The organism is Qipengyuania rhodophyticola, assembly GCF_042493225.1.
Taxonomy (GTDB): Bacteria; Pseudomonadota; Alphaproteobacteria; order Sphingomonadales; family Sphingomonadaceae; genus Erythrobacter.
The window spans coordinates 1,611,960-1,633,774 of the sequence record NZ_CP170454.1 but is presented as its reverse complement, the minus strand read 5'-3'; the positions used below and the strand labels follow the sequence as shown (position 1 = coordinate 1,633,774).

Below are 21,815 nucleotides of genomic sequence, written 5' to 3'. Positions count from 1 at the left end.
AATGTTGCGCCGCAACATGTCAAGAAGGTTATGGAGTTTCTCGACAGTGTGTGTCGCTATCTTTTTGAATCTATTGCCACCGATGCGAAATCAAAAAACCTCACCTCGCCAAACGCAATCCACTCGCTTAAGGCGGATCATAGATATGCAGATTTCCGACCTTCGCATTGCTCTGTTTAGTGGCAATTATAATTACACTCGCGATGGCGCCAATCAGGCGCTCAATCGTCTGGTTGGCTATCTGCTTGGCCAAGGCGCGGCTGTGCGCGTGTATTCGCCGATGGTCGCAGAACCAGACTTTCAACCCACCGGCGATTTGATCAACGTACGCAGCATGCCTTTTCCTGTGAAAGGCCGCGGTGAATATCGCGTGCCGATGGGCCTCGACAAAGACGCACGGGCCGATCTCGAAAAATTTGCACCCAATACCGTCCATGTCTCCTCGCCCGACCCTACCGGACATGCCGCGCTCAAATGGGCGCGCGAGCGGGACATTCCTGTCCTAGCATCAGTGCACACCCGCTTTGAGACTTACCCGCGCTATTACGGGCTCGGATTTACTGAGCCAGCAATCGAATGGATGTTGCGGCGGTTCTACAATCGCTGCGATGCGCTGGTCGCGCCATCCGAAAGCCAGATCACTGAGCTCAAAGCGCAGGGCATGCACGACGACATCTCGATTTGGTCGCGCGGCGTGGACCGCGACATGTTCCACCCTTCCAAGCGCGATCTGTCATGGCGGCGATCGCTCGGAATAGAAGACAGCGACGTCGCGATTACATTTCTGGGACGACTGGTGATGGAAAAAGGCCTCGACATGTTTGCCGAAGCCATCGTCCAATTGCGAAAGATGCAGGTCCCACACCGCGTGCTGGTGGTCGGAGATGGCCCGGCGCGCGGATGGTTTGAGAAAGCACTGCCCGGCGGGGTCTTCGCTGGCTTTCAAACGGGTTCAGATCTTGGCCGAGCAGTGGCCAGCTCCGATGTGTTTTTCAATCCATCAGTGACTGAGACTTTCGGCAATGTGACCTTGGAGGCGATGGCCAGCGGGCTACCCGTGGTGGCCGCCGGCGCAACCGGCAGTGCGAGCCTAGTGCAAGATGGCGCAACCGGCACTTTGGTGTCAGACGGCACGCCAGCATGCTTTGCCAAAGCGCTCGCGCCCTATTGCACCGATCACGATTTGCGCCGCGCACACGGTGAAGCGGGTTCAGCGCGCGCCGGAGACTATTCGTGGGACGCCATCAACAATGCTGTGGCAAAGACCTATCTGCGCCTTCACCACCAGCGGGAAGCTGTCTAGAGCTTAACGCAGCACGCCTTGGCTGCGCATGCGGATAGCATACCAAAGCATAAACAGCGTCGTCACCCAAATCATGATCGTTAAAGCCGGGTTTTGCAGGCTCTCGGGCACATCGGCTATCGCATATTGCCAAGTGTTCGAACCTAAAAGACCTATGATCGCGATGATAACTGCGTGGACGGCAAAGCGAGAGCGCAGCAAGATCAGCAACGAACCGGCAATCGCGCCCCATACACCCAAAGCCCAGAACGTGTTGGACCACGTTGGAGCGCTCTCGAAAAAGGCAACCTCGGCCTCGCCCATGCCCAGCTGCTCGAGCATACCCAGCCGCGTCATTGTGTAGCTGAAGCCACCAATCGCGTTCCACAGCAGCGTGACGACACCCACAGCCCAAAGGTGCCACGGCGCTTTCGCAGATGTATCCAAATTCATGGCTGATCCCTCCCTCAAATCAATGAGGGAAGGACTAGCACGAGAGCGCGCCTTGCGCCAAATGCAACAGCCTCAGAGACGCTCGATCTTCTTGGCGAGGTCGTCGATCAGATCGACAGTTTCCTCAACGTCATCCTTGCCGAAATTGCCTCCGCGATATTTGTGCTTGAGCACGCCGGCAAGGTTGCCCATGGCGCGGAACAGCTCAGGCGCGCCTTTCTGCTCCTCGTCGCCTCCTTGCATTGCGGTGAGCTTAGCGATGATCGCCGCAATCTCCTCCTCGCGTTCAGCCAGCTCTTCTTTGCCGGATTTGGTGATTTCAAACGCCTTACGCGCATCATCACCCTTGCCCTTGGCTTCTTTAATCACGCCTTCATCGGCGAGCAGCGCGAGCGTGGGGTAAACCGCGCCGGGGCTTGGCTCGTAATTCCCGCCGGTTGCGTCGCCGATCGCTTTGATAAGCTCATAGCCGTGACGCGACTCGTCGCCAATCAGCATCAGCAGCGTGAGGCGCAATTCGCCGGAGCCGAAAACACGGCCTCGCCGACGACGCCGGCCACCGCCACCACCGCGTCCAAATGGACCGCCGGGCCCAAACGGGCCGTCAGAGCCGAAGGGACCGCCTGCGCCCCAGCCGCGCGAATTGGCGGCCATCATTGCGATGAAAGGCCAGGCTTGGTTGCGGCGCATCTTGCGCCATTTGCGTCCATGCATAATTTCTCTCCTTAGCGAGCCTGTGTTGGGGGATTGAGGTAGGCTCGAACGATATTCTTAAGATATATCTTAGTTGCATCTTTGCAAGTGCCTTGTGGCATTCTCCGCTGAACTACTTATGTGGATCGACCAATGACTGATTTGTTCGGCGATGACCCAATTCCAGAAACTCTGCGAGAGGTTATCCGATTGGATGCACCACTAGCCGATCGCCTGCGCCCGGCAGAACTTGTTGAGGTCATTGGGCAGGATCACCTGACTGGGCCAGAAGGCGCGATTGGCCGAATGGTCGCGGCGGGCAAGCTCTCCAGCATGATCCTTTGGGGGCCTCCGGGCACAGGCAAAACGACCATTGCCCGCCTACTCGCGCAATCAGTCGGCATGCGTTTTGAAAGTGTCAGCGCCGTGTTCAGCGGGGTCGCAGACCTTAAGAAAGCCTTCGCCGCTGCTGACAAGGCCGCTGAGGCTGGACAGCGCACGCTGCTGTTTGTGGACGAGATCCACCGCTTTAATCGAGCGCAGCAAGATGGCTTCTTGCCCTTTGTCGAGCGCGGCACGGTGACGCTGGTCGGCGCAACGACCGAGAACCCCAGTTTTGCGCTTAACGCCGCTCTCCTCAGCCGCGCCCAGGTGCTGATCCTGCAGCGGCTTGACCACGAATCGCTCGCTGAACTGCTCGCCCGCGCAGAGGCACTCGAAGGCCCTCTTCCCTTGACGGATACGGCGCGCGACGCGCTGCTCGCAAGCGCCGATGGCGATGGCCGCTTCCTCCTCAATCAGGCGGAGACGCTCTACAATGCCAAGATAGGCACGCCGCTTGATCCGGCAGCCTTGGGCCAGTTTCTGCAGCGCCGCGTCGCGGTGTACGACAAGGACCGCGACGGGCATTACAATCTCATTTCCGCGCTACATAAGTCGCTCCGCGGGTCCGACCCGCAGGCTGCGCTATATTACATGGCGCGCATGCTCACGGCGGGCGAAGAGCCGCTTTATGTGCTGCGCCGTCTGGTGCGCTTTGCCAGCGAAGACGTCGGCCTTGCTGACCCGCAAGCTCTTATTCAATGCCTCGCCGCAAAGGACGCGTATGAGTTTCTCGGATCGCCCGAGGGCGAGCTGGCGATTGTGCAGGCCTGCCTTTACCTCGCGACCGCACCCAAATCGAACGCGGCATATGCGGCGCAAAAGGCTGCGTTCAAATCGGCACGCGAGACCGGCAGTTTGATGCCGCCCGCCAACATCCTCAACGCGCCGACCAAGCTCATGAAAGATATCGGTTATGGTGAGGGCTACAGCTATGACCACAACACTGACGAGGGCTTTTCTGGCGACAATTACTGGCCGGAAGAAATGAAGCCGCAGAGCTATTACGAGCCAGTTGAGCGCGGCTTTGAGCGCAAAGTGCGCGAGCGGATGGAGTATTGGGACCGCTTGCGACAAGAGCGCAAATGACCTCCGCGCTCAAGCAGCGAAGCGGTAGCGCGCAAAAATGACGCGTTTCGAGCAATTTCTCGCGATTGATTGGTCGGGTGCTAAGGGGGCGACGCAAAAGGGGATCGCGCTTGCGTTGGCGGATAAGGAAGGCGGCCCTCCCGCATTGCTCAAACCACCGAAGGGCGTTTGGGGCCGCGAAGACGTGCTAGACTTGCTGCGCGACGATCTGCCTCCTGATACTCTCGTTGGATTGGATTTAGGAATAGCTCTGCCCTTCGCCGATTGCGGTGCGTTCTTTCCGGGTTGGGACGAGAGCCCGTGCGACGCGGCATCTCTTTGGGCGCTGATTGATCAGATATGCGCAGAAGACCCAAACCTCGAAGTACAGAGTTTCGTCGATCACCCAGAACTCGCCGCATTCTTCCGCCGACATGGAGGCCGTGAGGGTGCGAAATTCCGCTGTGACGGGGCGACACATGGCCGCGGGCGGCTGCGCGCAACCGAGCATGCGCAGGCTGCGCTTGGCCTAAGGCCATACTCCAATTTCAACCTGGTTGGCGCAGCGCAGGTCGGCAAAAGCTCGCTCACCGGAATGCGGATGCTGCACCAATTGCGCGGGTCACTGCCGGTCTGGCCGATCAACCCTTTGCCCGATACTGGATCGGTCGCAGTCGAGATCTACACCTCGCTTGCCGCCATCGAAGCAGGCCGCACGCCAAGCACAGCAAAAATGCGTTCTTATGAAGAACTGAACAAAGCGCTGACTACCTTGGGTTCGCCGCCAGTCGGTAGAAGCGGCAAAATCGATGATCACTCCACCGATGCGCTCATTACCGCCGCATGGCTACGCGCAGTGGGGCATGAAAATCACCGCTGGGAACCAGCCGGGCTTACCGATGAAATCGCCCGGACCGAGGGCTGGACTTTCGGCGCATAGCTGTTTTGTGCAGACACATTCTGGCGCGTAAACGTAATTTTATCACAATCGGTGCTAGAGGGACTGGACAGACGCGGTGCTTGGTGCCAATGGGCGCTTCCGCGTGGTTGCCTCAGGCTTTCGCGCTTGGGTTTTGGGCCGGCTTAGCTCAGTTGGTAGAGCAGTTGATTTGTAATCATCAGGCCGCGCGTTCGAATCGTGCAGCCGGCACCATACCTTCCTACACCCGCAAGATTACTGCCCCAGCCGCGCCTCAATAGCATCGGCCAGTTCTTCAACCCGCGCTGCATTGTAGCCCAGATCGCTTAGGCCCACGCGGCTGACGGAGCGAATGTCAATCTGTCCATCGTCAATGCGCGCGACCACATCATCGCGAAAACCGAACGCAAAGGTCTCGGCAACGCCCTCGACAGTGCCGTCTTCCGCACTACGGTGAACATCGGACAGTCCAATCTCGCCCATAGCGGCGACAATCGCATCAAGCGCTTCGTCGCGCGTCGCATCGCCCAGAACAATCGGCTGAAGCTCGGAATAGCTTTCAGCGATGATGTCGGCATGGTTCTTGGCCGCGAGATCGCCCTCCATGCTCGACCACATTTGAAGCTCGCCCAAAGGCGTGCCGTAATCGTGAATAGGGTTTGCGCCCCATTCCTCGCGCGCCGCCAGCGTTTTGGCTGAAAAGCTTGGCGGATTGCGCAGGTCAGTCGACACATCGTGAATTGGCGGAACGGCAGACCCTTGCGCGCGCACTGCCATTAGTCCCGCGAACAACGCGAGCGGAATGGCCAGCGCCAGAGCCGCTTTCCACCAGGGACCGCGAGGTTTGCGGAAAAATGCGATCAGCAATGCGATGAGAGCGATAAGCGCGACTACACCCATAAGTATTGGACCGGCGCCAACAACCATCGTTAGGAAGCCGGTCTGCCAGCCAATGACACCGAACTTCGGCCCGAAGATTGCGACCGCGAACCACGCGAGGAGCACAAGCGCGGCCCACAGCGAATATTTCGGCAAATTATTCAATATGTTGGTCATTATCCTCGTCCTCTATATGGCGCCACGCCTTGATCGGGCAGCCACAGCCCCTCTGGCGGCAATCCGCTTTGCCAGAATACGTCAATGGGAATGCCTCCACGTGGATACCAATATCCGCCGATCCGCAGCCAGCGCGGCTTCATTTCATCAGTCAAACGGCGGCCAATGCCGACCGTCACATCCTCGTGAAAGCCGGAATGACCCCGAAAACTGCCCAGAAAAAGCTTGAGCGATTTGGATTCCACCAGGGTGTCGCCCGGCGCATAATCAATCACCAAATGGGCAAAATCAGGCTGGCCAGTGACTGGACAGACCGAGGTGAACTCAGGTGCGGCGAAGCGCGTGAGAAACAGCTCGCCCGCGCGCGGGTTCGGCACATAGTCCAGCTCTGCGGTTTCCGGCGAAGTCGGCAGCGGGCTGTCCTTGCCGAGAAAGCGGGGCTGAGGTGATGTATCTGTGTCACTCATGCCTCGCCTCTGCCTTGAAAGCGGCGCGCGTGCAAGCTGCCCCTTGGGTTTGGCCGCTTCAGTGCCTATTCAACTGACACCGCCAATGAGCGGAACAAGAGACCCTCGGTAGAAGATGCAAACCCGCCTCATCATTTCGGCTTTCCTCGTGCTATGCGCGTTGGGATTTGGCGTATCTGCGGCACCCATCGCGCACGCGCAGTCGGTGCAGCAATTCGAATTGCCGCCTGCACCCCGCCCCAGCGAGACACCGCAAGTGCAAGGCCCGGTCGACATTGATGGCCCAGTTCCCGTGGCACCGCGCGCGATTGAGACAGACGCGCCCGCTTCCTCGCCCACCCCGACTGAAACGTTCGAGCCGATCCTCACCGCCCCAGGTGACGATGCACAAGCTGAGGCGCCTGCGCGGATTCAGCAGGATCAAAACAGATCAAGCTCGCGCTCGGCGGGGCCAGCCACCGCGCCAGCTCCGCAAGCGATAACAGATGCGGACGGCCTAACACCTTCTCCAGAGCGTTCTCCAGGCGTGATCGAACCGCCCCAAGCGCCAGCCACTGCGCCGCCTGTGCGAGCGGCTGAGGCAGAAGAAACCGCCGCCCTGAGCTCGCAGTTTTGGCTCTGGATCGCAGGGGTCACCGCACTCTTGCTCGCAGCGGCGGGTGTATATGTGCTGCGCCGGAGCAAACCATCTAAGCCAGCTCCAACAATCGCCCCTCCGATCGCTCGTCCCGAGAAAAGTGAGCGAGGTGTACCCGCGACCGACACATCGTCCCCAGCCGCCACCGAGCCACTTAGAGTGCAGATCGAAGTAATCTCGCTCAGCCGCAGCCTGATGAACGCCACGCTCGCATACCGCGTCACCGTGTTGAATAAGACCAACGAGGCCGTCTCAAACATTGTATTGGGCGCAGACCTAACCTCAGCTGGTCAAGGCCGCCCGATGGAGCAGCAAGTAGCGCTGCCCGATACCGCACTACCGATCCGGCATGAAACACCGCGCATGTCCGCCGGTCAGTCCAAACGGTTTGAGGGCCAAGTGCAATTGCCGCTCAACCAGGCGGTGGCGATCCGCCAAGGCAAAACTGCGCTTTTGGTGCCGCTCTTGCGTCTGCGCTTAACCGCTGATGGCACTCAGCCTTTGGTCAAAACCTTGATCATTGGCCAAGCTGGTGGGAACTCCGGCCTGGGCGGCAACACGCGCCTCCAGCCATTTGCGCTTGACGATGGACCGCGCAGCTGGAGCCCGATTGCGCACAGGCAACTCGACGCGCTTTCATAGGCCCGCTAAGCGTTGCACGTATGGACGCTTTGGTTTCAACCGACTGGCTCGCAGCAAACCGCAACACGCCCGCCGTGGTCATCCTCGATGCGAGCAAGCACTTGCCCGATGCAGGCCGCAACGCGCTTGGCGATTTTGAGGACGCACACATTCCCGGCGCGCGCTTTCTCGATATGCCGAACCTGCACGATGCCAGTGCGCCGGTTACAAATACCATGCCGAGCCCTGCGCAAATTTCTGAACGAATGAGCGTTCTTGGTATCAACTCATCCGACACGATCATCCTCTATGACGATAGCGCGATCAAAAGCGCTGCGCGGGCATGGTTCATCCTAAAGGAAAGCGGGTTTCATAACGTCGCAACCCTCGATGGAGGACTGGCCAAATGGCGCGCAGAAGATCGCCCACTAGAGAGCGGTTCGGTCAACCAAGCACCAACTGCGGCCTTACCTCTGCGTGAGCCCGGCAAGGTGCGCAGCAAAGAGGATATGCTCGCGAATATCACGTCTCAGGCCGCGCAGGTCGTAGATGCCCGTGATGCCGGACGATTTGGCGGCATTGAGGCCGAGGGCGGGCATATTCCCAGCTCCCGCAACCTGTGGTTTGGAGCGCTGTTTCAGCTCGACGGGACGTACAAACCGGTCGACCAGATCAAAGCACTCTTCGCGGATGCTGGGATCGATATGAGTAAGCCTGTCATCACCACGTGCAATAGCGGCATGACCGCAGCGGTTTTGCTCTTTGCACTGTATCTTATCGGGCGCGATGACACCGCGCTGTATGATGGTAGCTGGAGCGAATGGGGCGCCGATCCCGACACGCCTAAATCCATCGGTCAGCATGCAGGCGAGGACGCATAACATGGCCAAATCTGACGATCCTTCCCTTTCCGCCTCTACCAAACTTGTTGCTGGCGGGCGCAGCCCGGACCCGCATGTGGTCAATCCGCCAGTCTACCGCGCGAGCACTCATCTTTACGAGAATTGCGAAGCGCTGCGCGAAGGCGTAAAAAGCAATGCAGATGGCCAATTCTTTTACGGCCGCCGAGGCTCGCCCACGCAGTGGGCGCTGGCCGATGCGCTGACCGAACTGGAGCCCGGCGCACATGGCACCGTGCTGTACCCCAGCGGCGTTGCGGCGATTGCAGGCGCGCTGCTAACCGTCCTGAGGCCTGGTGATGCCTTGCTGGTGACTGACAACGCCTATGACCCCACGCGGACCATGGCGATGGGGCTGCTCAAACGCTTTGGCATTGAGCATCGCTTTTACGACCCGCTCGACCTTGATGGCTTCGCTGGCCTCTTCTGCGACAGGACCAAGGCGGTGATGATCGAATGCCCCGGCAGCTTGACGATGGAAGTCTGTGATGTGCCTGCGCTCGCTGCAATTGCACGCGAGAACGGTGCGGTTAGCGTGCTTGACAATACTTGGGCAACTTCGCTTGGCTTCGCCGCGCTTGAGCACGGTTGTGACATTAGCATTCAGGCTTTGACCAAGCATGTGGTGGGCCATTCCGACGTGATGCTGGGCGCTTGCACCGCAGGCGAAGCGCTCTACAAACGTCTGCGCGCGCGCAGCCAGCAAATGGGCAATGTGGTCTCCCCCGATGATGCGGCATTAGCGTTGCGCGGCCTCAGGACCATGGGAGTGCGGCTGAAACAGGAAACCGAGAGCGCGCTCCAGATCGCCGAGTGGCTCGCCGCGCACGAAGATGTGGCGCATGTTCTGTGCCCCATTTTGCCAGGCGCGCCCGGACACGAGCTGTGGCAGCGCGATTTCACCGGCGGCTGCGGCCTGTTCAGTTTTGTCCTCAAAGGCCGCGACGATGCCGCGCGATGCCGTCTTATCGATGCGCTTAAACTGTTCGGTATCGGCTATAGCTGGGGAGGATTTGAGAGCCTGGCCCTACCTTTTGACGTCCCGCCCGTGCGCGATCGGATGAGCTGGCCAAAAACGGGTTGGAACGAAAGCGATGCTCTGGGCATTCGTCTTTCAATCGGTCTAGAAGAACCCAAAGACCTGATCGCAGACTTACAAGCAGGGTTCGCCAAGATGAAAACAGTATGACAACAACCACTTCACTACCCGCCGATGTAACTGAAACCACTGAACCTGCCGTGGAAAGCGAAAGCGGCGGCGAAATCGGTGAAGTAGCCGCCGAGGCAGCAGATGCGTCTGCCGCGCAGGAGCCCGAGCCAGAACAGCCGGTTGAAGCAATCGAGGCGTCACAAAACATCGTCGAGGGTGTTGGCGAGAAAAGCGAAACGGCGGGCGCATTCTTGCAAACGCTTCAGGACGCTGCAGTCCAGATTGGCAATACGCGGATATCTCTTCTTGATGTGCTGCTGGTCATCGCCGTTATCCTGCTCGTTATCACGCTGGCGTGGGTTGCCACGCGCCTGAGCCGCAATCTGATACGGCGCATTACGCGCTTCGACAGTACACAGAAACTGCTCGCTGAAAAGCTCAGCACGGTCGCCATATGGGCGCTCGCATTCCTGATCGGGATCGACATGCTCGGCATTGATCTCACAGCCCTAGCGTTTTTCGGGGGCGCATTTGGTCTGGCGATTGGTTTTGGCCTGCAAAAGACCTTCGGCAATTTGATCTCTGGCATCCTGTTGCTGATGGATAAGTCGATCAAGCCAGGCGATGTTATTTCTGTCTCCGATCAAGCCGGAAACGAAGCCATCGGTCAGATTCGCAAGATCGGCATTCGCGCCATCTCCGTGATTACGCGCGATCAAACCGAGCACCTCATCCCGAACGAAAATCTGATGGTCAATCAGGTGGTAAACTGGTCATACAGCTCGCGCGATGTGCGGGTGAAGGCGCCCGTTGGCGTGTCTTATGATAGCGATTTAGAGCTTGTCTCAAAACTACTCTATCAAGCCGTTGACGAAACCAATCGTATCCTGGCCAATCCGAAACCACGGGTCAATTTGATGGGGTTTGGCGACAACTCGGTTGATTTCGAAATCCGGTTCTGGATCCAAGACCCGGAAGGGGGCCTCGCAAACATTAGGTCCGACGTTTACATGCGTATCTGGCAGCTCTTCAAAGAAAACGACATCGAAATCCCCTATCCGCAACGCGACCTCAACCTGCGGAATAATGAGCAATTTGAGAAGCTTATCGCGACCTTGAGCGAGCGTGAGGGCGGAAACAAAGGCTGACTTGCAGACCGGTTACATCCGCTTTCAAAACATTTGCTGTTTAGCTCGACACGCATTCTGATTGGCGCGTTTGAGCATGCGAGCGCATCTGCGCTGCATGGAAAATTCCGGTACTCTTTATCTAGTCGGCGCGGGCCCTGGTGACCCAGACTTGCTGACACTGCGCGCCGCACGGCTGCTGCGAAGCGCATCGCTGATCGTACATGACGGACTTGTAGATCCGGCGATTCTCGGTCTGGCGCGCGATGATGCGACGCTAATTTCCGTTGCTAAGCAGCGTTCAAAGCACACCCTCCCGCAAGAAGACATCAATGCGCTGCTGGTTCGCGAAGCCTTGGCTGGACGCGACGTTGTGCGCCTCAAAGGCGGCGATCCGCTAATCTTTGGGCGCGGCGGCGAGGAGGCTGAAGCTGCGCAGGCCGCTGGCCTTAAGGTTGAGATAGTGCCCGGTATCAGCGCCGCAAATGGCGCAGCCGCCGCGGCTCAGATCGCGCTGACGCATCGTGACGTCTCCAGTGTGGTCAGCTTCGTCGCGGGCCAATGCAAAGGGCTGAAAGATCAGAACTGGGCAGGTCTTGCCGGAAAAGGGCGCACGCTCGTTATTTATATGGGCGTCAAAACCGCACCTCAGATCGCCGAAAAACTGATGGAAGACGGGCTATCGCCTGACATGCCAATCGCGGTGATTGAGAACGCCGCCCGCGCAGAAATGCGGTTACTGCGCGGATTGCTCGCGGGTCTGCCAGATCTCGTCGAAGCGGAAAAAGTCATCAGCCCCGCGCTCATCGTCATTGGCGAAGTGACGGCGCGCGACAACGTCACCCTAACGCAACTTGCCCAGACAAAGCTCCAAGAGGAGGCGTCTCAATGAAATTGCTTACCGGAAATGACCTCAAATCCGGCGCCGTCGTCTGGTGGACGGGCAACGACTGGTCGATCCATATCGAAGATGCTGTGGATGCTGGCGACATTGCCGATGAAATCGCCCGCACCGAGGAGTCGGCTCGCCGCGTGAATGTGCCTTATGTGGTCGAAGCGGAGCTGCAGGACGGCACGCCCCGCCCATCCCACATCAAAGACCGTATCCGCGCGCTCGGCCCAACCGTGCGCCCCGACCTCACTCTCAAACCAGCCGATCCAGAAATCGGCAATTGGGTGATCTAGGCATGTCCTCTTGGTTCAATAGCATTGAGATCGTTCGGCCCAGTCCGCTGGGAAGGAACAGTCCGCAGAATGGGCTGGTAGCCCATTCAATGACTGAGACGCTCTCCAGCGGGCTTGGCCGAACGGCCGCTCCGGCGGCGGGCCGAACTGCTCCGATCTCATCGTTGTTCGTCAGTCACGATGCTTTGGCATCGCTCTCTCCTCACGCCTTGAGCTTGAAGCAGTTCGGCTCCGTCTCGGCGTTATTGAACCAAGAGGACATGCCTTAATGTATAAGTATGATAACTACGACCAAGAAATGGTCGATGCCCGCGTGGCGGAATTTCGCGATCAGGCGCAGCGCCGCCTCGACGGAAAACTAACCGAAGACCAGTTCAAGCCGCTGCGACTGATGAACGGGCTCTATCTGCAATTGCACGCCTATATGCTGCGCGTGGCGATCCCCTATGGCACGCTCAATTCGCAGCAGATGCACGCGCTGGCTGACATCGCGGACAAATATGACCGCGGTTATGGTCACTTCACCACGCGTCAGAACATCCAGTATAATTGGATCAAGCTGGAGGAAGCGGGCGATTTGCTGGCTGATCTTGCCAAGGTTGAAATGCATGCCATTCAGACCAGCGGCAATTGCATTCGCAACATCTCGTCAGACCACTTCGCGGGCGCTGCTCATGATGAGCTCGTGGACCCCCGCCCCTACGCGGAAATCCTGCGTCAGTGGTCGAGCTTCCACCCGGAATTCAGCTATCTGCCGCGCAAGTTCAAAATCGCTGTGATTGCGAGCGATACGGACCGTGCGGCTATGCGCCTGCACGATATTGGTATCAACATCGTCAAAAATGACGCAGGCGAGCTGGGCGCTGCCTTCTATGTTGGCGGCGGTATGGGACGCACCCCGATGATCGCGCCATGCATTCGCGAATTTGTTCCTCTGGATCAGCTGGTTACTTATTCCGAAGCGTGCCTGCGCGTCTACAATCGCTATGGCCGCCGCGACAACAAATACAAGGCGCGGATCAAGATCCTCGTTCACGAACTGGGCGCAGAAGAATACACCCGTCAAGTGGAGGAAGAGTTCGCACATCTGCTCGGGTCCGGCGTTGAACCGCCTCTGGCCGAGCTGGAGCGGATCAAGACCTATTTCACTGATCCTGCGTTTGAGGACGGCCCTAATTCGCTCGACCGCTCAGACCCGGATTTCGCGCTATGGGTGGACCGCAACACGCACCGCCACAAGCATGATAGCTATGTCAGCGCAGTCATCAGCCTGAAGCCGGTTGGCGGCATTCCGGGTGATGCCAGCGCTGAGCAAATGCATCTGATGGCTGACCTTGCGAAGCGGCATAGCTTTGACGAAATGCGCGTCATGCACACGCAAAATGTCGTGCTGCCGCATGTGAAAATCGCCGATCTTCATGCGCTCTGGACAGCGCTCGATGCAGCGGGTCTTGGTGCACCCAACCTCGATACGATTGAGGACATTATCGCCTGCCCAGGCCTCGATTATTGCAGCCTCGCCAATGCGCGTTCGATCCCGCTGGCGCAGAAAATCTCGGAGCGGTTTGCCGAAAAGGGTAAGACCGAGGAATTAGGGCAGCTCAAGCTCAAAATCTCCGGCTGCATCAATGCCTGCGGGCATCACCATGCCGGGCACATCGGTATTCTCGGCGTCGATAAGAAGGGCGTCGAGAATTACCAGCTCTCGCTCGGCGGAAGCGAGGCAGAGGATGTTTCGCTCGGAAAAATTACTGGTCGCGGCTTTGATGAGGACGGCGTTATCAACGCTGTCGAGACCGTAACCGACGTTTACCTCAAAGCACGCGAGGGCGAGGAGCGCTTCCTCGATACCTATCGCCGCATCGGCATGGAGCCATTCAAGGAGGCGCTTTATGACTGAGATTTTACGCTACCGCGATGACGAGTTGGTCGATCACCCGGCCGTGACCGTCGACGCTTTCCTTGACCAGACTAATGCGAACGCAGTGCGGGTGGAGCCGGGCGACGATGCGCGCGCGCTTCTGCCGCATCTTGATCGCCTCGCACTGGTCGAAGTGAACTTCCCGGCTTTTGGCGATGGGCGCGGCTATTCCTCCGCCCGCGTCCTGCGCGAGGCCGGATTTACCGGCGAGATCCGCGCAGTCGGTGACGTTCTCGTCGATCAGCTTGCCTATATGCGCCGCTGCGGGTTCGACGCGTTTGAGCCCGATCAAGCGCTCGACGCGGGCGATGTCGAAAGTGCCCTGTCGCGCTGGCCCGAAGTCTATCAAAGCGCCGCTGATGCCGCTTCTCCGATCTGGGCCAAGCGCCACGGCGCCGCGAGCGCTGGGTAAACCGCATGACTGAAGCCCGCCAGATTGACCGGCTTGATGCCGCCCCGCGCTTTACCGAGCATGATGCCGTGCGGCTCAACCGCATGTTTCGTGGATCCAGCACGGACGAAATGCTTGAGGGCGTGATCAAGGGCAATCTGGCCGGAGACCTTGCGATCGTCTCTAGCTTTGGTGCGGAAAGCGCGGTTTTGCTGCATCTGGTCGCGCAAGTTGACCCTGGTATTCCGGTCTTATTCCTCGAAACGGGCAAGCATTTCCCCGAAACCCTCGCTTATCGCGATGAGTTGGCGGCGAAAATTGGCCTCACAAATTTGGTCAATCTCTATCCTGATCTGGGTGAGCTGGAGACTAAGGATGAGACCGGCCTGCGCTGGTCCTATGACCCCGATGGTTGCTGCGATATCCGCAAGGTAAAACCGCTCGCCAAGGCTCTCGCCAAGTATGATGCGAGCTTTACGGGTCGCAAATCCTTTCAAAGTGATACACGCGCAAATTTGCCGCGCTTTGAGCTCGACACATCTGACGAGCAAGCACGCCTTAAGATAAACCCTCTGATTGATTGGGATGCGGAACGGATCGCGGCATATTTTGAAGAACATGAGCTACCGCGCCACCCGCTCATCGAGCAAGGCTATCCCTCGATTGGTTGCGGCCCCTGCACCAGCAAAGTCGCACCGGGTGAAGACCCGCGTTCTGGCCGCTGGAAAGGCTGGGACAAGACCGAATGCGGCATTCACACACCGCTTACCGATGAGGGCGAGCTACCGCCCGGTTACGAGCCGTTTTTGTAGGGGTTTGCTTTGGCTTGGAAACTTCAAACGAAGCTACAACCAGCCCGCACTCCGATACCACTCGGCAGTCTGCGCAAAGCCCTCTTCTCCAGGAATACGCGGCATCCAAACGGCTTCTGGCGGACGTTTGTCAAATCGCGACACCCAATTGGGGTGGCACATGTAGCTGACACGGTCCGCAGTCAGTTTCGCCTTGTCACCGCGGAACAGGCGATCAGCTTTGGCCGCGAACTCAAGCACGCTTTGCGGTAAGCTAGGCGCAAATACGGGCCGCCCCACAGCTGCGCCGATTGCCCGCGCCATCTCCTTGTGACTCCAACCACCCTCGCGGCCATCATCGGGCTCGAATGTCTTTTTGCGGACCAAAGCTGGCTGCGCACCAATCAAAGCGAGCAGCAATTCGGCCAGATCACTCACGTGAATGATTGAAGTGGCGCCGCCAGGGGGCAGCGGAACCAAGCCCCATTTAGCGCTGCGAAACAGCTCAAACATATCGTCGTCGCGCGGACCATAAACCGCAGGTGGGCGAATGGTCGTCCACTCAAGCCCGCTGGTCAGAACGAGATCTTCTGCACGCGCTTTAGAAGCCCCGTATGCTGACAATTCCGGCTGACGCGCCGCCAAGGAGGAGACAAAGATCAGCCGCTTGACCTTGGCCGCTTTGCACGCCGCAATGACATTGGCTGTGCCGGTGACATTGGCCGCCTCAAACTCGGCCGGGTCCGGCGCGTTGGTCAGGCCTGCAATGTGCACAACGGCATCGCTGCCTGTTATAAGTTCGGTGAGCGCGGCCTCATCGCTGAGCGTTCCGCGCACCCATTGAATACCATCGCGCTCTGCTTGATCGCGCCGGGTAAGCGCGCGGATTTTGACCTCTTCTGCGCTCGCCTGATCAAGAAATGCCCGCCCAACAAAACCCGTTGCGCCTGTTACGGTAATGATCATGAGAGCACCATATGATCACGGTGCACCACTGCGGCGCGCGGCGCATGGCCCAGAACCTTGGCCTGATGATCCTCGCGCAGACCTGCAATCCGGCGGCAGCTCACCGCATCATATTCGCTTAGCCCCTGCCCGAGCGGAACACCATCCGGCCCGCAAATGCTCACAAGGTCGCCGCGCTGGAACGATCCATCCACGCTGGTGATGCCCACTGCAAGCAGGCTCGCCCCGTCGCTGGCCATAGCTCTTACACAGCCTTCGTCCACATGCAGTGTACCCGCCGCATTCAGCCGCCCGCCAAGCCAGACCTTGCGCGCGCCATCGCGGCGTTGGGGCAGGAAAACAGTTCCGCGATTCTGCTCAATCGCTCGGGCAATCGGCGCATCCGGCTTACCATTGATAATCGCCAATGTGATACCGGCACGCTCAGCGATTTCGGCCGCCTGAAGCTTGGATGCCATCCCGCCGGAACCCAGACCGGACGAGGAAGCCGTGCTCGCCATCGCGGTGATCTCTGGCGTGATGCCATCAACTTGCCGGATCAACTTGGCATCCGGAGCCGCCGGATCGCGGTCATAAAGCCCGTCAACATCGGACAAAAGCAGCACCAGATCAGCGCCTACCGCCTGCGCGACGCGCGCGGCCAGCCGGTCATTATCGCCAAAACGGATTTCTTCCGTCGCAACACTATCGTTTTCATTGATTACAGGGACAGTGCCGGCATCCAACAACCTCTCAAGCGTGGCCGACCCGTTGAGATAGCGCCGCCGATCCTCAAGATCATCAAGCGTCAGCAGCAATTGTGCCGCTGTGAGGCCCCGCCCGCTCAACGCCGCTGACCACAGATTTGCTAGTTCGATCTGGCCCACCGCTGCGGCGGCCTGCGCATCGGCGAGACTGCCGCGCCCGCCTTTGGCAAGGTTGAGCCTTGCGGCGCCAAGCGCAATCGCGCCGGAGCAGACAACGATGACATCTTGGCCATCGGCGCGGCGCTCAGAAATATCCCGCGCAATCGACTGCAACCAAACATCGCGCGGCACACCGCCCTCGACCAACAGCGCGCTGCCGATCTTGATAACAATCCGCTTGGCATCGCCAATCTGTGAAAGTGCGCTCACCGCCATCGCGTCAAATGGGCGACCATTCGCCGCCGTCCTCGTGCTCGTCCTCAACCTCAGCAGCATTGGTCTCAGTCGAGGTGCGGTCAGGCAGGTAGCCAAGCACCGCATCGAGCAATTGCTCAATCCCTGCGCCGGTCGCCCCGGAGATCGCAAAGACCTTATCAGCCCCCGCTTCCAGCAGCTCAGCGGCGAAGCCCTCGGCCAATTCTTCGTCGGCAAGATCGAGCTTATTCAGCACAATTAACTGCGGTTTGTCGCTGAGATCCTCGCCATAGGCTTCAAGCTCTGCGTTGACCGTGCGAAACGCCTCAGCCGGATCGTCGCCTGCGATATCAACCAGATGGATGAGCACGCGGCACCGCTCAATATGGCCGAGAAAACGGTCACCAATGCCAGCACCCTCAGCCGCGCCTTCGATGAGGCCGGGAATATCAGCGATCACAAACTCGCGCGCCTTGTGCCGGACCACGCCCAGCTTAGGCACCAGCGTGGTAAAGGCATAATGCCCGACCTTCGCATTGGCGTTTGAGACGGCATTGATGAAGGTGGATTTACCAGCGTTCGGCAGACCAAGCAGACCAACGTCAGCCAACAATTTCAGTCTAAGCCAGACCCACATTTCCTCACCAGGGCCGCCGGGTTGATGCTGGCGCGGGGCGCGGTTGGTCGAGCTTTTATAGCTCGCATTGCCGCGTCCGCCCTGCCCGCCTTCGAGAAAGACCAAGCGCTGTCCAACTTCGGTGAAGTCAGCCAGAACCTCTTCTTTGTCCTCCGAGAGCACTTGCGTGCCAACCGGAACTTTGACGATTAGATCGTCTGCGCCCCCTCCGGTTTGATCGCGCCCTCGGCCATGGTCGCCGCGCTTGGCCTTGAAATGCTGCGCATAGCGAAAGTCGATCAGCGTATTGAGGCCTTGTACCGCCTCAAACACAATGTCGCCGCCCTTGCCGCCATTGCCGCCATCCGGTCCGCCATATTCAACGTATTTCTCACGCCGAAAGCTGACCGCGCCTGGTCCGCCCGGGCCTGATTTTAAGTAGATTTTGGCTTGATCGAGAAAATGCATGTCAGCCACCTAGAAGGTTAGGCCGCACAATTGGAGCACTTTTTCCTAAACGCTAGCCAAGGCCGCGCTTGCACGGCGCAAGCTGACGCCGCTGGAGCGGATCAGTGGGTCAACCACCGTCATCAGTGGAACCTGCACCCTGTACGGTCGGACTTGGCTGGAAAATCGGCCCTTCGGTGGGCAGAGGCTGCGGCGCAGCAGTAGTCGCTGCGCCCGCACCGTACTCAGCATCCCAAGCGCTTAGATCCACTCGGTATTGCTCATATTCGCTGTAGAAGCCTTCAAAGACCGCTTCCAAACGCGAAAGGCCAGCAACCGAAAACTCGCTCAAGCTACCGCGCGGTGCAACCGCTGCATCGCTGCTGACGCCAACCGCCGCATCACAGAAATCATCAAGCGCCGGTGGCAGAGCAAAATAGTTATAGACCTGCGTCATGTAAGTATCCTGCGCATCGCGATAGCTACGCCCATGCTTTTCGCGAAACTCACGGCCCACCGCGCTGTTGGTGCTACGCAATTGGCGCGAATGGGCGCCCAGATAGCTTTTGTAGTTCGGCAAGATTGAGGCGTGCTGCGCTTCGAGGCAATTAAGCGCCGCGACGTTGAGCGCAGAACGCAGGTTCCAAATCGTCTGCGCTTCTGAAATTCCCGCGTTCACCGTCTGGCGTACGCCATTGGCGCCCATTGCCGGCATTACCATGTTCGCGGCCGCGCCCCCGGGTGGTACTGGCCGAGGTGGAATCACCTTGGCTTGCGGCGCCGGCGGAGGTGGAGGTGGTGGAGGCGGTGGCGCAGTTGCACACCCTGCCAGCGCAGCAACTCCTGCTGTCACGGCGATGATGCGAATTTTCGCAAATTTGGATGAGTGTGCATCGAATTCTGTCATTGTGCTGGCGCGCCCTCTTTGTCTCAAGCCCGTATGCATCTTGCAGGCCCATATTCCAAGCGAGGTTATGATTGCTGATCGATCATTGACGCCCGCTGAAGGAGATATGCCTAGCGCGACAAGGCGCCAAAGAAAATGCCCGGAGCGCTCAAAACGCCCCGGGCACGATAAACCGATTCAATAGTGCGACTATTCGCGCACTAATATTCTTGGGTCACTCCCGCGAACCCATGAAGCGAAGCAGGAACATGAACATATTGATGAAGTCGAGGTACAGGCTCAGCGCGCCGAGAATAACGGCTTTACCGGCAAATTCTGTGCCGCGCAGATGCTGATACTCGCGCTTCAAACGCTGCGTATCATAGGCCGTCAGACCCGCGAAGATCAGCACCCCAAGGAAGCTGATTGCCAGACTGAGCGTGCTCGAGCCCAAGAAGATGTTGAGAATTGATGCGATGATCAGGCCGACAACGCCCATGATCAGGAACGTGCCGAAGCCTGACAAATCCTTCTTCGTGGTGTAGCCAAACAGGCTAAGCCCCGCGAACGCGCCTGCCGTGGCGAAGAACGTCGCCGCGATGGATTCTCCCGTGTAAACCACGAAAATCGAGGACAGCGAAAGGCCCATAGCGATCGCGAAACCCCAGAACATCACTTGCAGTGTGCCCTGGCTGAACTTGTTCGCGCCAAAGCTCATGGCGAACACAAAGCCCAGCGGGGCCAGCGCCACCAGCCAGAATAGCGGGCCACTCATCAGCGTGTACACCAGCCCGCTTTGCGCGGTTAGCAGCGACACAATACCTGTGAGCAAAATGCCGGAGGTCATGTAATTGTAAATCTTGAGCATGTGCGAGCGCAGGCCCGCATCAAAAGTCTCACCACGTGCGACGGCATCCCCCGCGCGCGGCACCGAGCCAAAGCCCGTTTGCCGCTGGCCAAAAGACTGCCGGTTGTTGTCGTTCCAATCGGACATCGTCGATAAACTCCGTTTCGCAGGGCACTATAGCCCCGCCTCGCTTACAATATCGGTGTTTCAGAGCCAATTTTCAAGCAAAACCGACGCTTTTCACACCGATATAGGCTTCAACCGCGTTAACCTTGCTTACGCGCCTGAGCTGCCATCTCTAGACCACGATCACGCGCAGCCCGCAGCGTCTCTTTAGCAAGATTATTAAGCGCTTGGTCAGTATCTAGCACGTCGAGCCCTTTTTGCGTCATCCCGCCGGGGCTAGCGACGCGGCTTGCAAGCGTACCGGGCGAATCAGGCGATTGCGCCGCTAATGCGCCTGCGCCTGCGACCATTTGCACTGCTAAACGCGTCGCCTGCTCGCTTTCCAGCCCTAGATCGGCTGCTCCCGCCGCGAGCGCATCGATGAAGCGGTAGACAAAGCCCGGACCTGACCCCGCCAGGGCAGTCACCAAATCAAACTGGCCTTCATCGCTGAGCCATTCAGCCGTCCCAAGGCGGTCTGCCAACTCCGTGACCAGCGCATGGCCGTTGTCGTCCAAGCCTTCCGCGATCAGCGCATTGGGCGATTGATTAAGCGCGACGGCAAGATTTGGCATAAAGCGCACCACCGCGGCTGCTCGCGGAAAAGCTTCCCGCAGCGTCGCCAACTCTACCCCTGCCAGCACAGACAGGATGATCGTCTCTGCGCCAACACAAGTTTTCATCTCAGGGGCGATATCGCGCAGCATGTGCGGCTTAAACCCAAGCACAACGACGTCAAATGGCTGCGCAGGGACTGTGTCCGTGAACCGGGCGCCCACACGCACGGTTTTGATGCGCGGATTGTAGACGGTGACCTGCTCGGGCGCGAGGCCCGACGCGATCCACCCCTCGAGCATAGCCGAGGTCATCGCCCCGAACCCGTAAATCAATATGCTTTGGTTCATGGCTCTCATGTGGGCGCACCTCTCGCCTTGATCAAGCGCCGTCGGGTTCGTTCATCCGTTGCATCAAGCTACGCTTACGCTTCGCCAGCAGCGTTTATGTGCACTGCATCAAGCTACGCTTACGCTTCGCCAGCAGCGTTTATGTACGCTGCATCAAGCTACGCTTACGCTTCGCCAGCAGCGTTTATGTGCGCTGCATCAAGCTACGCTTACGCTTCGCCAGCAGCGTCCACCATAGCAGCATCCAGCGCTTCGCCCGGCTCTTTATCGCCCCACAGGACGAATTGGAATGCCGGGTAAAACCGGTCGCATTCCTCAACCGCAATCTCAATCAACGACTGCGCTTGGGCGAGGCTGAGCGTGCCATCATCACTGAGCATATTGCCATTGCGGTAAAGCAGTACGCCGCCGCTCGACCACATGTCGAAATGGCCAATCCATATCTGCTCGTTCATCAACGTGACCAGTTCCTGCGCAGCGGTGCGCTTGTCCTCAGCCACGCGAATATCGGGCAGGCACAGAATTTGAAGCACATTGTCCTCGCCCCGCCAGACGCCCTTCACAGTATATTTCGCCCAGCTTCCTTGGATCTCGGCAGTCACTTCTTCCCCGCCGCTGCGACAAGGCCACCCGCGCGCTTCAAAAAGCGCGGTCAGCATCTCAATCGGAGCGGCTTCATCCGACTCGAACCGGGCCTGAGCCGCAGTCACAAAGCAACTCGATTGGGCGGAGTGTAGGGGGAAAGCGAGCAAGTCATTAATCGCTGGATGCACATAGGCAGCGAGGCTTGGCAAATGCGGGATGCATGCTGGCTGGGGAGAAGTGAACTCGCCTGTTCAAAG

Annotated in this window: 23 protein-coding genes and 1 tRNA gene; 13 read left to right on the top strand and 11 right to left on the bottom strand. The window is 58.7% G+C overall.

The window, feature by feature from the left end; all coding sequences use genetic code 11:
- Positions 1-145: 145 nt before the first annotated feature.
- Positions 146-1,303: a glycosyltransferase family 4 protein gene (locus ACFCXQ_RS07730; protein ID WP_379549406.1), complete on the top strand. Its 1,158-nt coding sequence runs from the start codon at positions 146-148 to the stop codon at positions 1,301-1,303.
- Between the two features lie 3 nt (positions 1,304-1,306).
- On the opposite strand, the gene ACFCXQ_RS07725 is transcribed toward ACFCXQ_RS07730, so the two are convergent.
- Together ACFCXQ_RS07725 and ACFCXQ_RS07720 are read right to left on the bottom strand one after the other, a co-directional pair.
- On the bottom strand, positions 1,307-1,735 hold the full coding sequence (locus tag ACFCXQ_RS07725; protein ID WP_379549404.1) for a hypothetical protein: 429 nt from the start codon (positions 1,733-1,735) through the stop codon (positions 1,307-1,309).
- 72 nt (positions 1,736-1,807) lie between these two features.
- Positions 1,808-2,449: a PadR family transcriptional regulator gene (locus tag ACFCXQ_RS07720; RefSeq protein WP_379549402.1), complete on the bottom strand. Its 642-nt coding sequence runs from the start codon at positions 2,447-2,449 to the stop codon at positions 1,808-1,810.
- A gap of 132 nt (positions 2,450-2,581) precedes the next feature.
- On the opposite strand from ACFCXQ_RS07720, the gene ACFCXQ_RS07715 reads away from it, so the two are divergent.
- From ACFCXQ_RS07715 to ACFCXQ_RS07705, 3 genes are all read left to right on the top strand, one after another.
- The gene (locus tag ACFCXQ_RS07715; RefSeq protein ID WP_379549400.1) at positions 2,582-3,898 is read left to right on the top strand and encodes a replication-associated recombination protein A; all 1,317 of its coding nucleotides are present in this window, start codon (positions 2,582-2,584) and stop codon (positions 3,896-3,898) included.
- 37 nt (positions 3,899-3,935) lie between these two features.
- Positions 3,936-4,817 carry a hypothetical protein gene (locus ACFCXQ_RS07710; RefSeq protein ID WP_379549398.1) on the top strand — a complete coding sequence of 294 codons (882 nt, stop codon included), beginning with the start codon at positions 3,936-3,938 and terminating at the stop codon, positions 4,815-4,817.
- A 137-nt stretch (positions 4,818-4,954) separates the two neighbouring features.
- Positions 4,955-5,030 (top strand) — tRNA-Thr (locus ACFCXQ_RS07705).
- Between the two features lie 21 nt (positions 5,031-5,051).
- On the opposite strand, the gene ACFCXQ_RS07700 is transcribed toward ACFCXQ_RS07705, so the two are convergent.
- Together ACFCXQ_RS07700 and queF are read right to left on the bottom strand one after the other, a co-directional pair.
- On the bottom strand, positions 5,052-5,852 hold the full coding sequence (locus ACFCXQ_RS07700) for a DUF1499 domain-containing protein (protein ID WP_379549396.1): 801 nt from the start codon (positions 5,850-5,852) through the stop codon (positions 5,052-5,054).
- A complete protein-coding gene (queF, locus tag ACFCXQ_RS07695; RefSeq protein ID WP_379549394.1) occupies positions 5,852-6,319 on the bottom strand; it encodes a preQ(1) synthase in 468 nt (155 codons plus the stop codon). Before queF ends, ACFCXQ_RS07700 begins: the two co-directional genes overlap by 1 nt.
- A gap of 115 nt (positions 6,320-6,434) precedes the next feature.
- Between queF and ACFCXQ_RS07690 the strand changes: the two genes are divergently transcribed.
- From ACFCXQ_RS07690 to ACFCXQ_RS07650, 9 genes are all read left to right on the top strand, one after another.
- The gene (locus ACFCXQ_RS07690; RefSeq protein ID WP_379549392.1) at positions 6,435-7,598 is read left to right on the top strand and encodes a hypothetical protein; all 1,164 of its coding nucleotides are present in this window, start codon (positions 6,435-6,437) and stop codon (positions 7,596-7,598) included.
- Positions 7,599-7,618: 20 nt separating this feature from the next.
- Positions 7,619-8,458 carry a sulfurtransferase gene (locus tag ACFCXQ_RS07685; protein ID WP_379549390.1) on the top strand — a complete coding sequence of 280 codons (840 nt, stop codon included), beginning with the start codon at positions 7,619-7,621 and terminating at the stop codon, positions 8,456-8,458.
- A gap of 1 nt (position 8,459) precedes the next feature.
- Positions 8,460-9,665, top strand: a complete 1,206-nt coding sequence (gene metC, locus ACFCXQ_RS07680) for a cystathionine beta-lyase (protein ID WP_379549388.1) — start codon at positions 8,460-8,462, stop codon at positions 9,663-9,665.
- Entirely contained in the window at positions 9,662-10,774 is a 1,113-nt protein-coding gene (locus ACFCXQ_RS07675; protein WP_379549386.1) for a mechanosensitive ion channel family protein, read from the top strand. Before metC ends, ACFCXQ_RS07675 begins: the two co-directional genes overlap by 4 nt.
- Positions 10,775-10,871: 97 nt before the next feature.
- Positions 10,872-11,645: a uroporphyrinogen-III C-methyltransferase gene (gene cobA / locus ACFCXQ_RS07670; RefSeq protein ID WP_379549384.1), complete on the top strand. Its 774-nt coding sequence runs from the start codon at positions 10,872-10,874 to the stop codon at positions 11,643-11,645.
- The gene (locus tag ACFCXQ_RS07665; protein WP_379549382.1) at positions 11,642-11,938 is read left to right on the top strand and encodes a DUF2849 domain-containing protein; all 297 of its coding nucleotides are present in this window, start codon (positions 11,642-11,644) and stop codon (positions 11,936-11,938) included. Before cobA ends, ACFCXQ_RS07665 begins: the two co-directional genes overlap by 4 nt.
- 268 nt (positions 11,939-12,206) lie before the next feature.
- The gene (locus ACFCXQ_RS07660; RefSeq protein WP_379549380.1) at positions 12,207-13,838 is read left to right on the top strand and encodes a nitrite/sulfite reductase; all 1,632 of its coding nucleotides are present in this window, start codon (positions 12,207-12,209) and stop codon (positions 13,836-13,838) included.
- On the top strand, positions 13,831-14,271 hold the full coding sequence (locus ACFCXQ_RS07655) for a DUF934 domain-containing protein (protein WP_379549378.1): 441 nt from the start codon (positions 13,831-13,833) through the stop codon (positions 14,269-14,271). The genes ACFCXQ_RS07660 and ACFCXQ_RS07655 overlap by 8 nt, the downstream gene beginning before the upstream one ends.
- A 5-nt stretch (positions 14,272-14,276) precedes the next feature.
- The gene (locus ACFCXQ_RS07650) at positions 14,277-15,062 is read left to right on the top strand and encodes a phosphoadenylyl-sulfate reductase (RefSeq protein ID WP_379549376.1); all 786 of its coding nucleotides are present in this window, start codon (positions 14,277-14,279) and stop codon (positions 15,060-15,062) included.
- A gap of 33 nt (positions 15,063-15,095) precedes the next feature.
- Here the strand turns inward: ACFCXQ_RS07650 and ACFCXQ_RS07645 are convergent, their stop codons facing one another.
- The 7 genes from ACFCXQ_RS07645 to ACFCXQ_RS07615 all read right to left on the bottom strand — a co-directional run bounded on the left by ACFCXQ_RS07645 (position 15,096) and on the right by ACFCXQ_RS07615 (position 21,632).
- Entirely contained in the window at positions 15,096-16,007 is a 912-nt protein-coding gene (locus tag ACFCXQ_RS07645) for an NAD-dependent epimerase/dehydratase family protein (RefSeq protein WP_379549374.1), read from the bottom strand.
- Positions 16,004-17,128: a glutamate 5-kinase gene (proB, locus tag ACFCXQ_RS07640; RefSeq protein WP_379554588.1), complete on the bottom strand. Its 1,125-nt coding sequence runs from the start codon at positions 17,126-17,128 to the stop codon at positions 16,004-16,006. Before proB ends, ACFCXQ_RS07645 begins: the two co-directional genes overlap by 4 nt.
- A gap of 4 nt (positions 17,129-17,132) precedes the next feature.
- Positions 17,133-18,191, bottom strand: a complete 1,059-nt coding sequence (gene obgE / locus ACFCXQ_RS07635) for a GTPase ObgE (RefSeq protein ID WP_379549372.1) — start codon at positions 18,189-18,191, stop codon at positions 17,133-17,135.
- Positions 18,192-18,300: 109 nt separating this feature from the next.
- Positions 18,301-18,891: a hypothetical protein gene (locus tag ACFCXQ_RS07630; RefSeq protein WP_379549371.1), complete on the bottom strand. Its 591-nt coding sequence runs from the start codon at positions 18,889-18,891 to the stop codon at positions 18,301-18,303.
- 400 nt (positions 18,892-19,291) lie between these two features.
- On the bottom strand, positions 19,292-20,050 hold the full coding sequence (locus ACFCXQ_RS07625; protein ID WP_379549369.1) for a Bax inhibitor-1/YccA family protein: 759 nt from the start codon (positions 20,048-20,050) through the stop codon (positions 19,292-19,294).
- A gap of 119 nt (positions 20,051-20,169) precedes the next feature.
- Positions 20,170-20,982, bottom strand: coding sequence for a pyrroline-5-carboxylate reductase family protein (locus ACFCXQ_RS07620; RefSeq protein ID WP_379549367.1), 813 nt, complete (start codon positions 20,980-20,982; stop codon positions 20,170-20,172).
- 200 nt (positions 20,983-21,182) lie between these two features.
- Positions 21,183-21,632: a YbjN domain-containing protein gene (locus ACFCXQ_RS07615; protein ID WP_379554586.1), complete on the bottom strand. Its 450-nt coding sequence runs from the start codon at positions 21,630-21,632 to the stop codon at positions 21,183-21,185.
- Between the last annotated feature and the right edge of the window lie 183 nt (positions 21,633-21,815).

Bases quoted from the DNA above. Each gene is read 5' to 3' on its own strand.
- ACFCXQ_RS07730 (WP_379549406.1), top strand. From the start codon at position 146: ATGCAGATTTCCGACCTTCGCATTGCTCTGTTTAGTGGCAATTATAAT.
- ACFCXQ_RS07725 (WP_379549404.1), bottom strand. From the start codon at position 1,735: ATGAATTTGGATACATCTGCGAAAGCGCCGTGGCACCTTTGGGCTGTG.
- ACFCXQ_RS07720 (WP_379549402.1), bottom strand. From the start codon at position 2,449: ATGCATGGACGCAAATGGCGCAAGATGCGCCGCAACCAAGCCTGGCCT.
- ACFCXQ_RS07715 (WP_379549400.1), top strand. From the start codon at position 2,582: ATGACTGATTTGTTCGGCGATGACCCAATTCCAGAAACTCTGCGAGAG.
- ACFCXQ_RS07710 (WP_379549398.1), top strand. From the start codon at position 3,936: ATGACGCGTTTCGAGCAATTTCTCGCGATTGATTGGTCGGGTGCTAAG.
- ACFCXQ_RS07700 (WP_379549396.1), bottom strand. From the start codon at position 5,852: ATGACCAACATATTGAATAATTTGCCGAAATATTCGCTGTGGGCCGCG.
- queF (WP_379549394.1), bottom strand. From the start codon at position 6,319: ATGAGTGACACAGATACATCACCTCAGCCCCGCTTTCTCGGCAAGGAC.
- ACFCXQ_RS07690 (WP_379549392.1), top strand. From the start codon at position 6,435: ATGCAAACCCGCCTCATCATTTCGGCTTTCCTCGTGCTATGCGCGTTG.
- ACFCXQ_RS07685 (WP_379549390.1), top strand. From the start codon at position 7,619: ATGGACGCTTTGGTTTCAACCGACTGGCTCGCAGCAAACCGCAACACG.
- metC (WP_379549388.1), top strand. From the start codon at position 8,460: ATGGCCAAATCTGACGATCCTTCCCTTTCCGCCTCTACCAAACTTGTT.
- ACFCXQ_RS07675 (WP_379549386.1), top strand. From the start codon at position 9,662: ATGACAACAACCACTTCACTACCCGCCGATGTAACTGAAACCACTGAA.
- cobA (WP_379549384.1), top strand. From the start codon at position 10,872: ATGGAAAATTCCGGTACTCTTTATCTAGTCGGCGCGGGCCCTGGTGAC.
- ACFCXQ_RS07665 (WP_379549382.1), top strand. From the start codon at position 11,642: ATGAAATTGCTTACCGGAAATGACCTCAAATCCGGCGCCGTCGTCTGG.
- ACFCXQ_RS07660 (WP_379549380.1), top strand. From the start codon at position 12,207: ATGTATAAGTATGATAACTACGACCAAGAAATGGTCGATGCCCGCGTG.
- ACFCXQ_RS07655 (WP_379549378.1), top strand. From the start codon at position 13,831: ATGACTGAGATTTTACGCTACCGCGATGACGAGTTGGTCGATCACCCG.
- ACFCXQ_RS07650 (WP_379549376.1), top strand. From the start codon at position 14,277: ATGACTGAAGCCCGCCAGATTGACCGGCTTGATGCCGCCCCGCGCTTT.
- ACFCXQ_RS07645 (WP_379549374.1), bottom strand. From the start codon at position 16,007: ATGATCATTACCGTAACAGGCGCAACGGGTTTTGTTGGGCGGGCATTT.
- proB (WP_379554588.1), bottom strand. From the start codon at position 17,128: ATGGCGGTGAGCGCACTTTCACAGATTGGCGATGCCAAGCGGATTGTT.
- obgE (WP_379549372.1), bottom strand. From the start codon at position 18,191: ATGCATTTTCTCGATCAAGCCAAAATCTACTTAAAATCAGGCCCGGGC.
- ACFCXQ_RS07630 (WP_379549371.1), bottom strand. From the start codon at position 18,891: ATGGTAATGCCGGCAATGGGCGCCAATGGCGTACGCCAGACGGTGAAC.
- ACFCXQ_RS07625 (WP_379549369.1), bottom strand. From the start codon at position 20,050: ATGTCCGATTGGAACGACAACAACCGGCAGTCTTTTGGCCAGCGGCAA.
- ACFCXQ_RS07620 (WP_379549367.1), bottom strand. From the start codon at position 20,982: ATGAGAGCCATGAACCAAAGCATATTGATTTACGGGTTCGGGGCGATG.
- ACFCXQ_RS07615 (WP_379554586.1), bottom strand. From the start codon at position 21,632: ATGCTGACCGCGCTTTTTGAAGCGCGCGGGTGGCCTTGTCGCAGCGGC.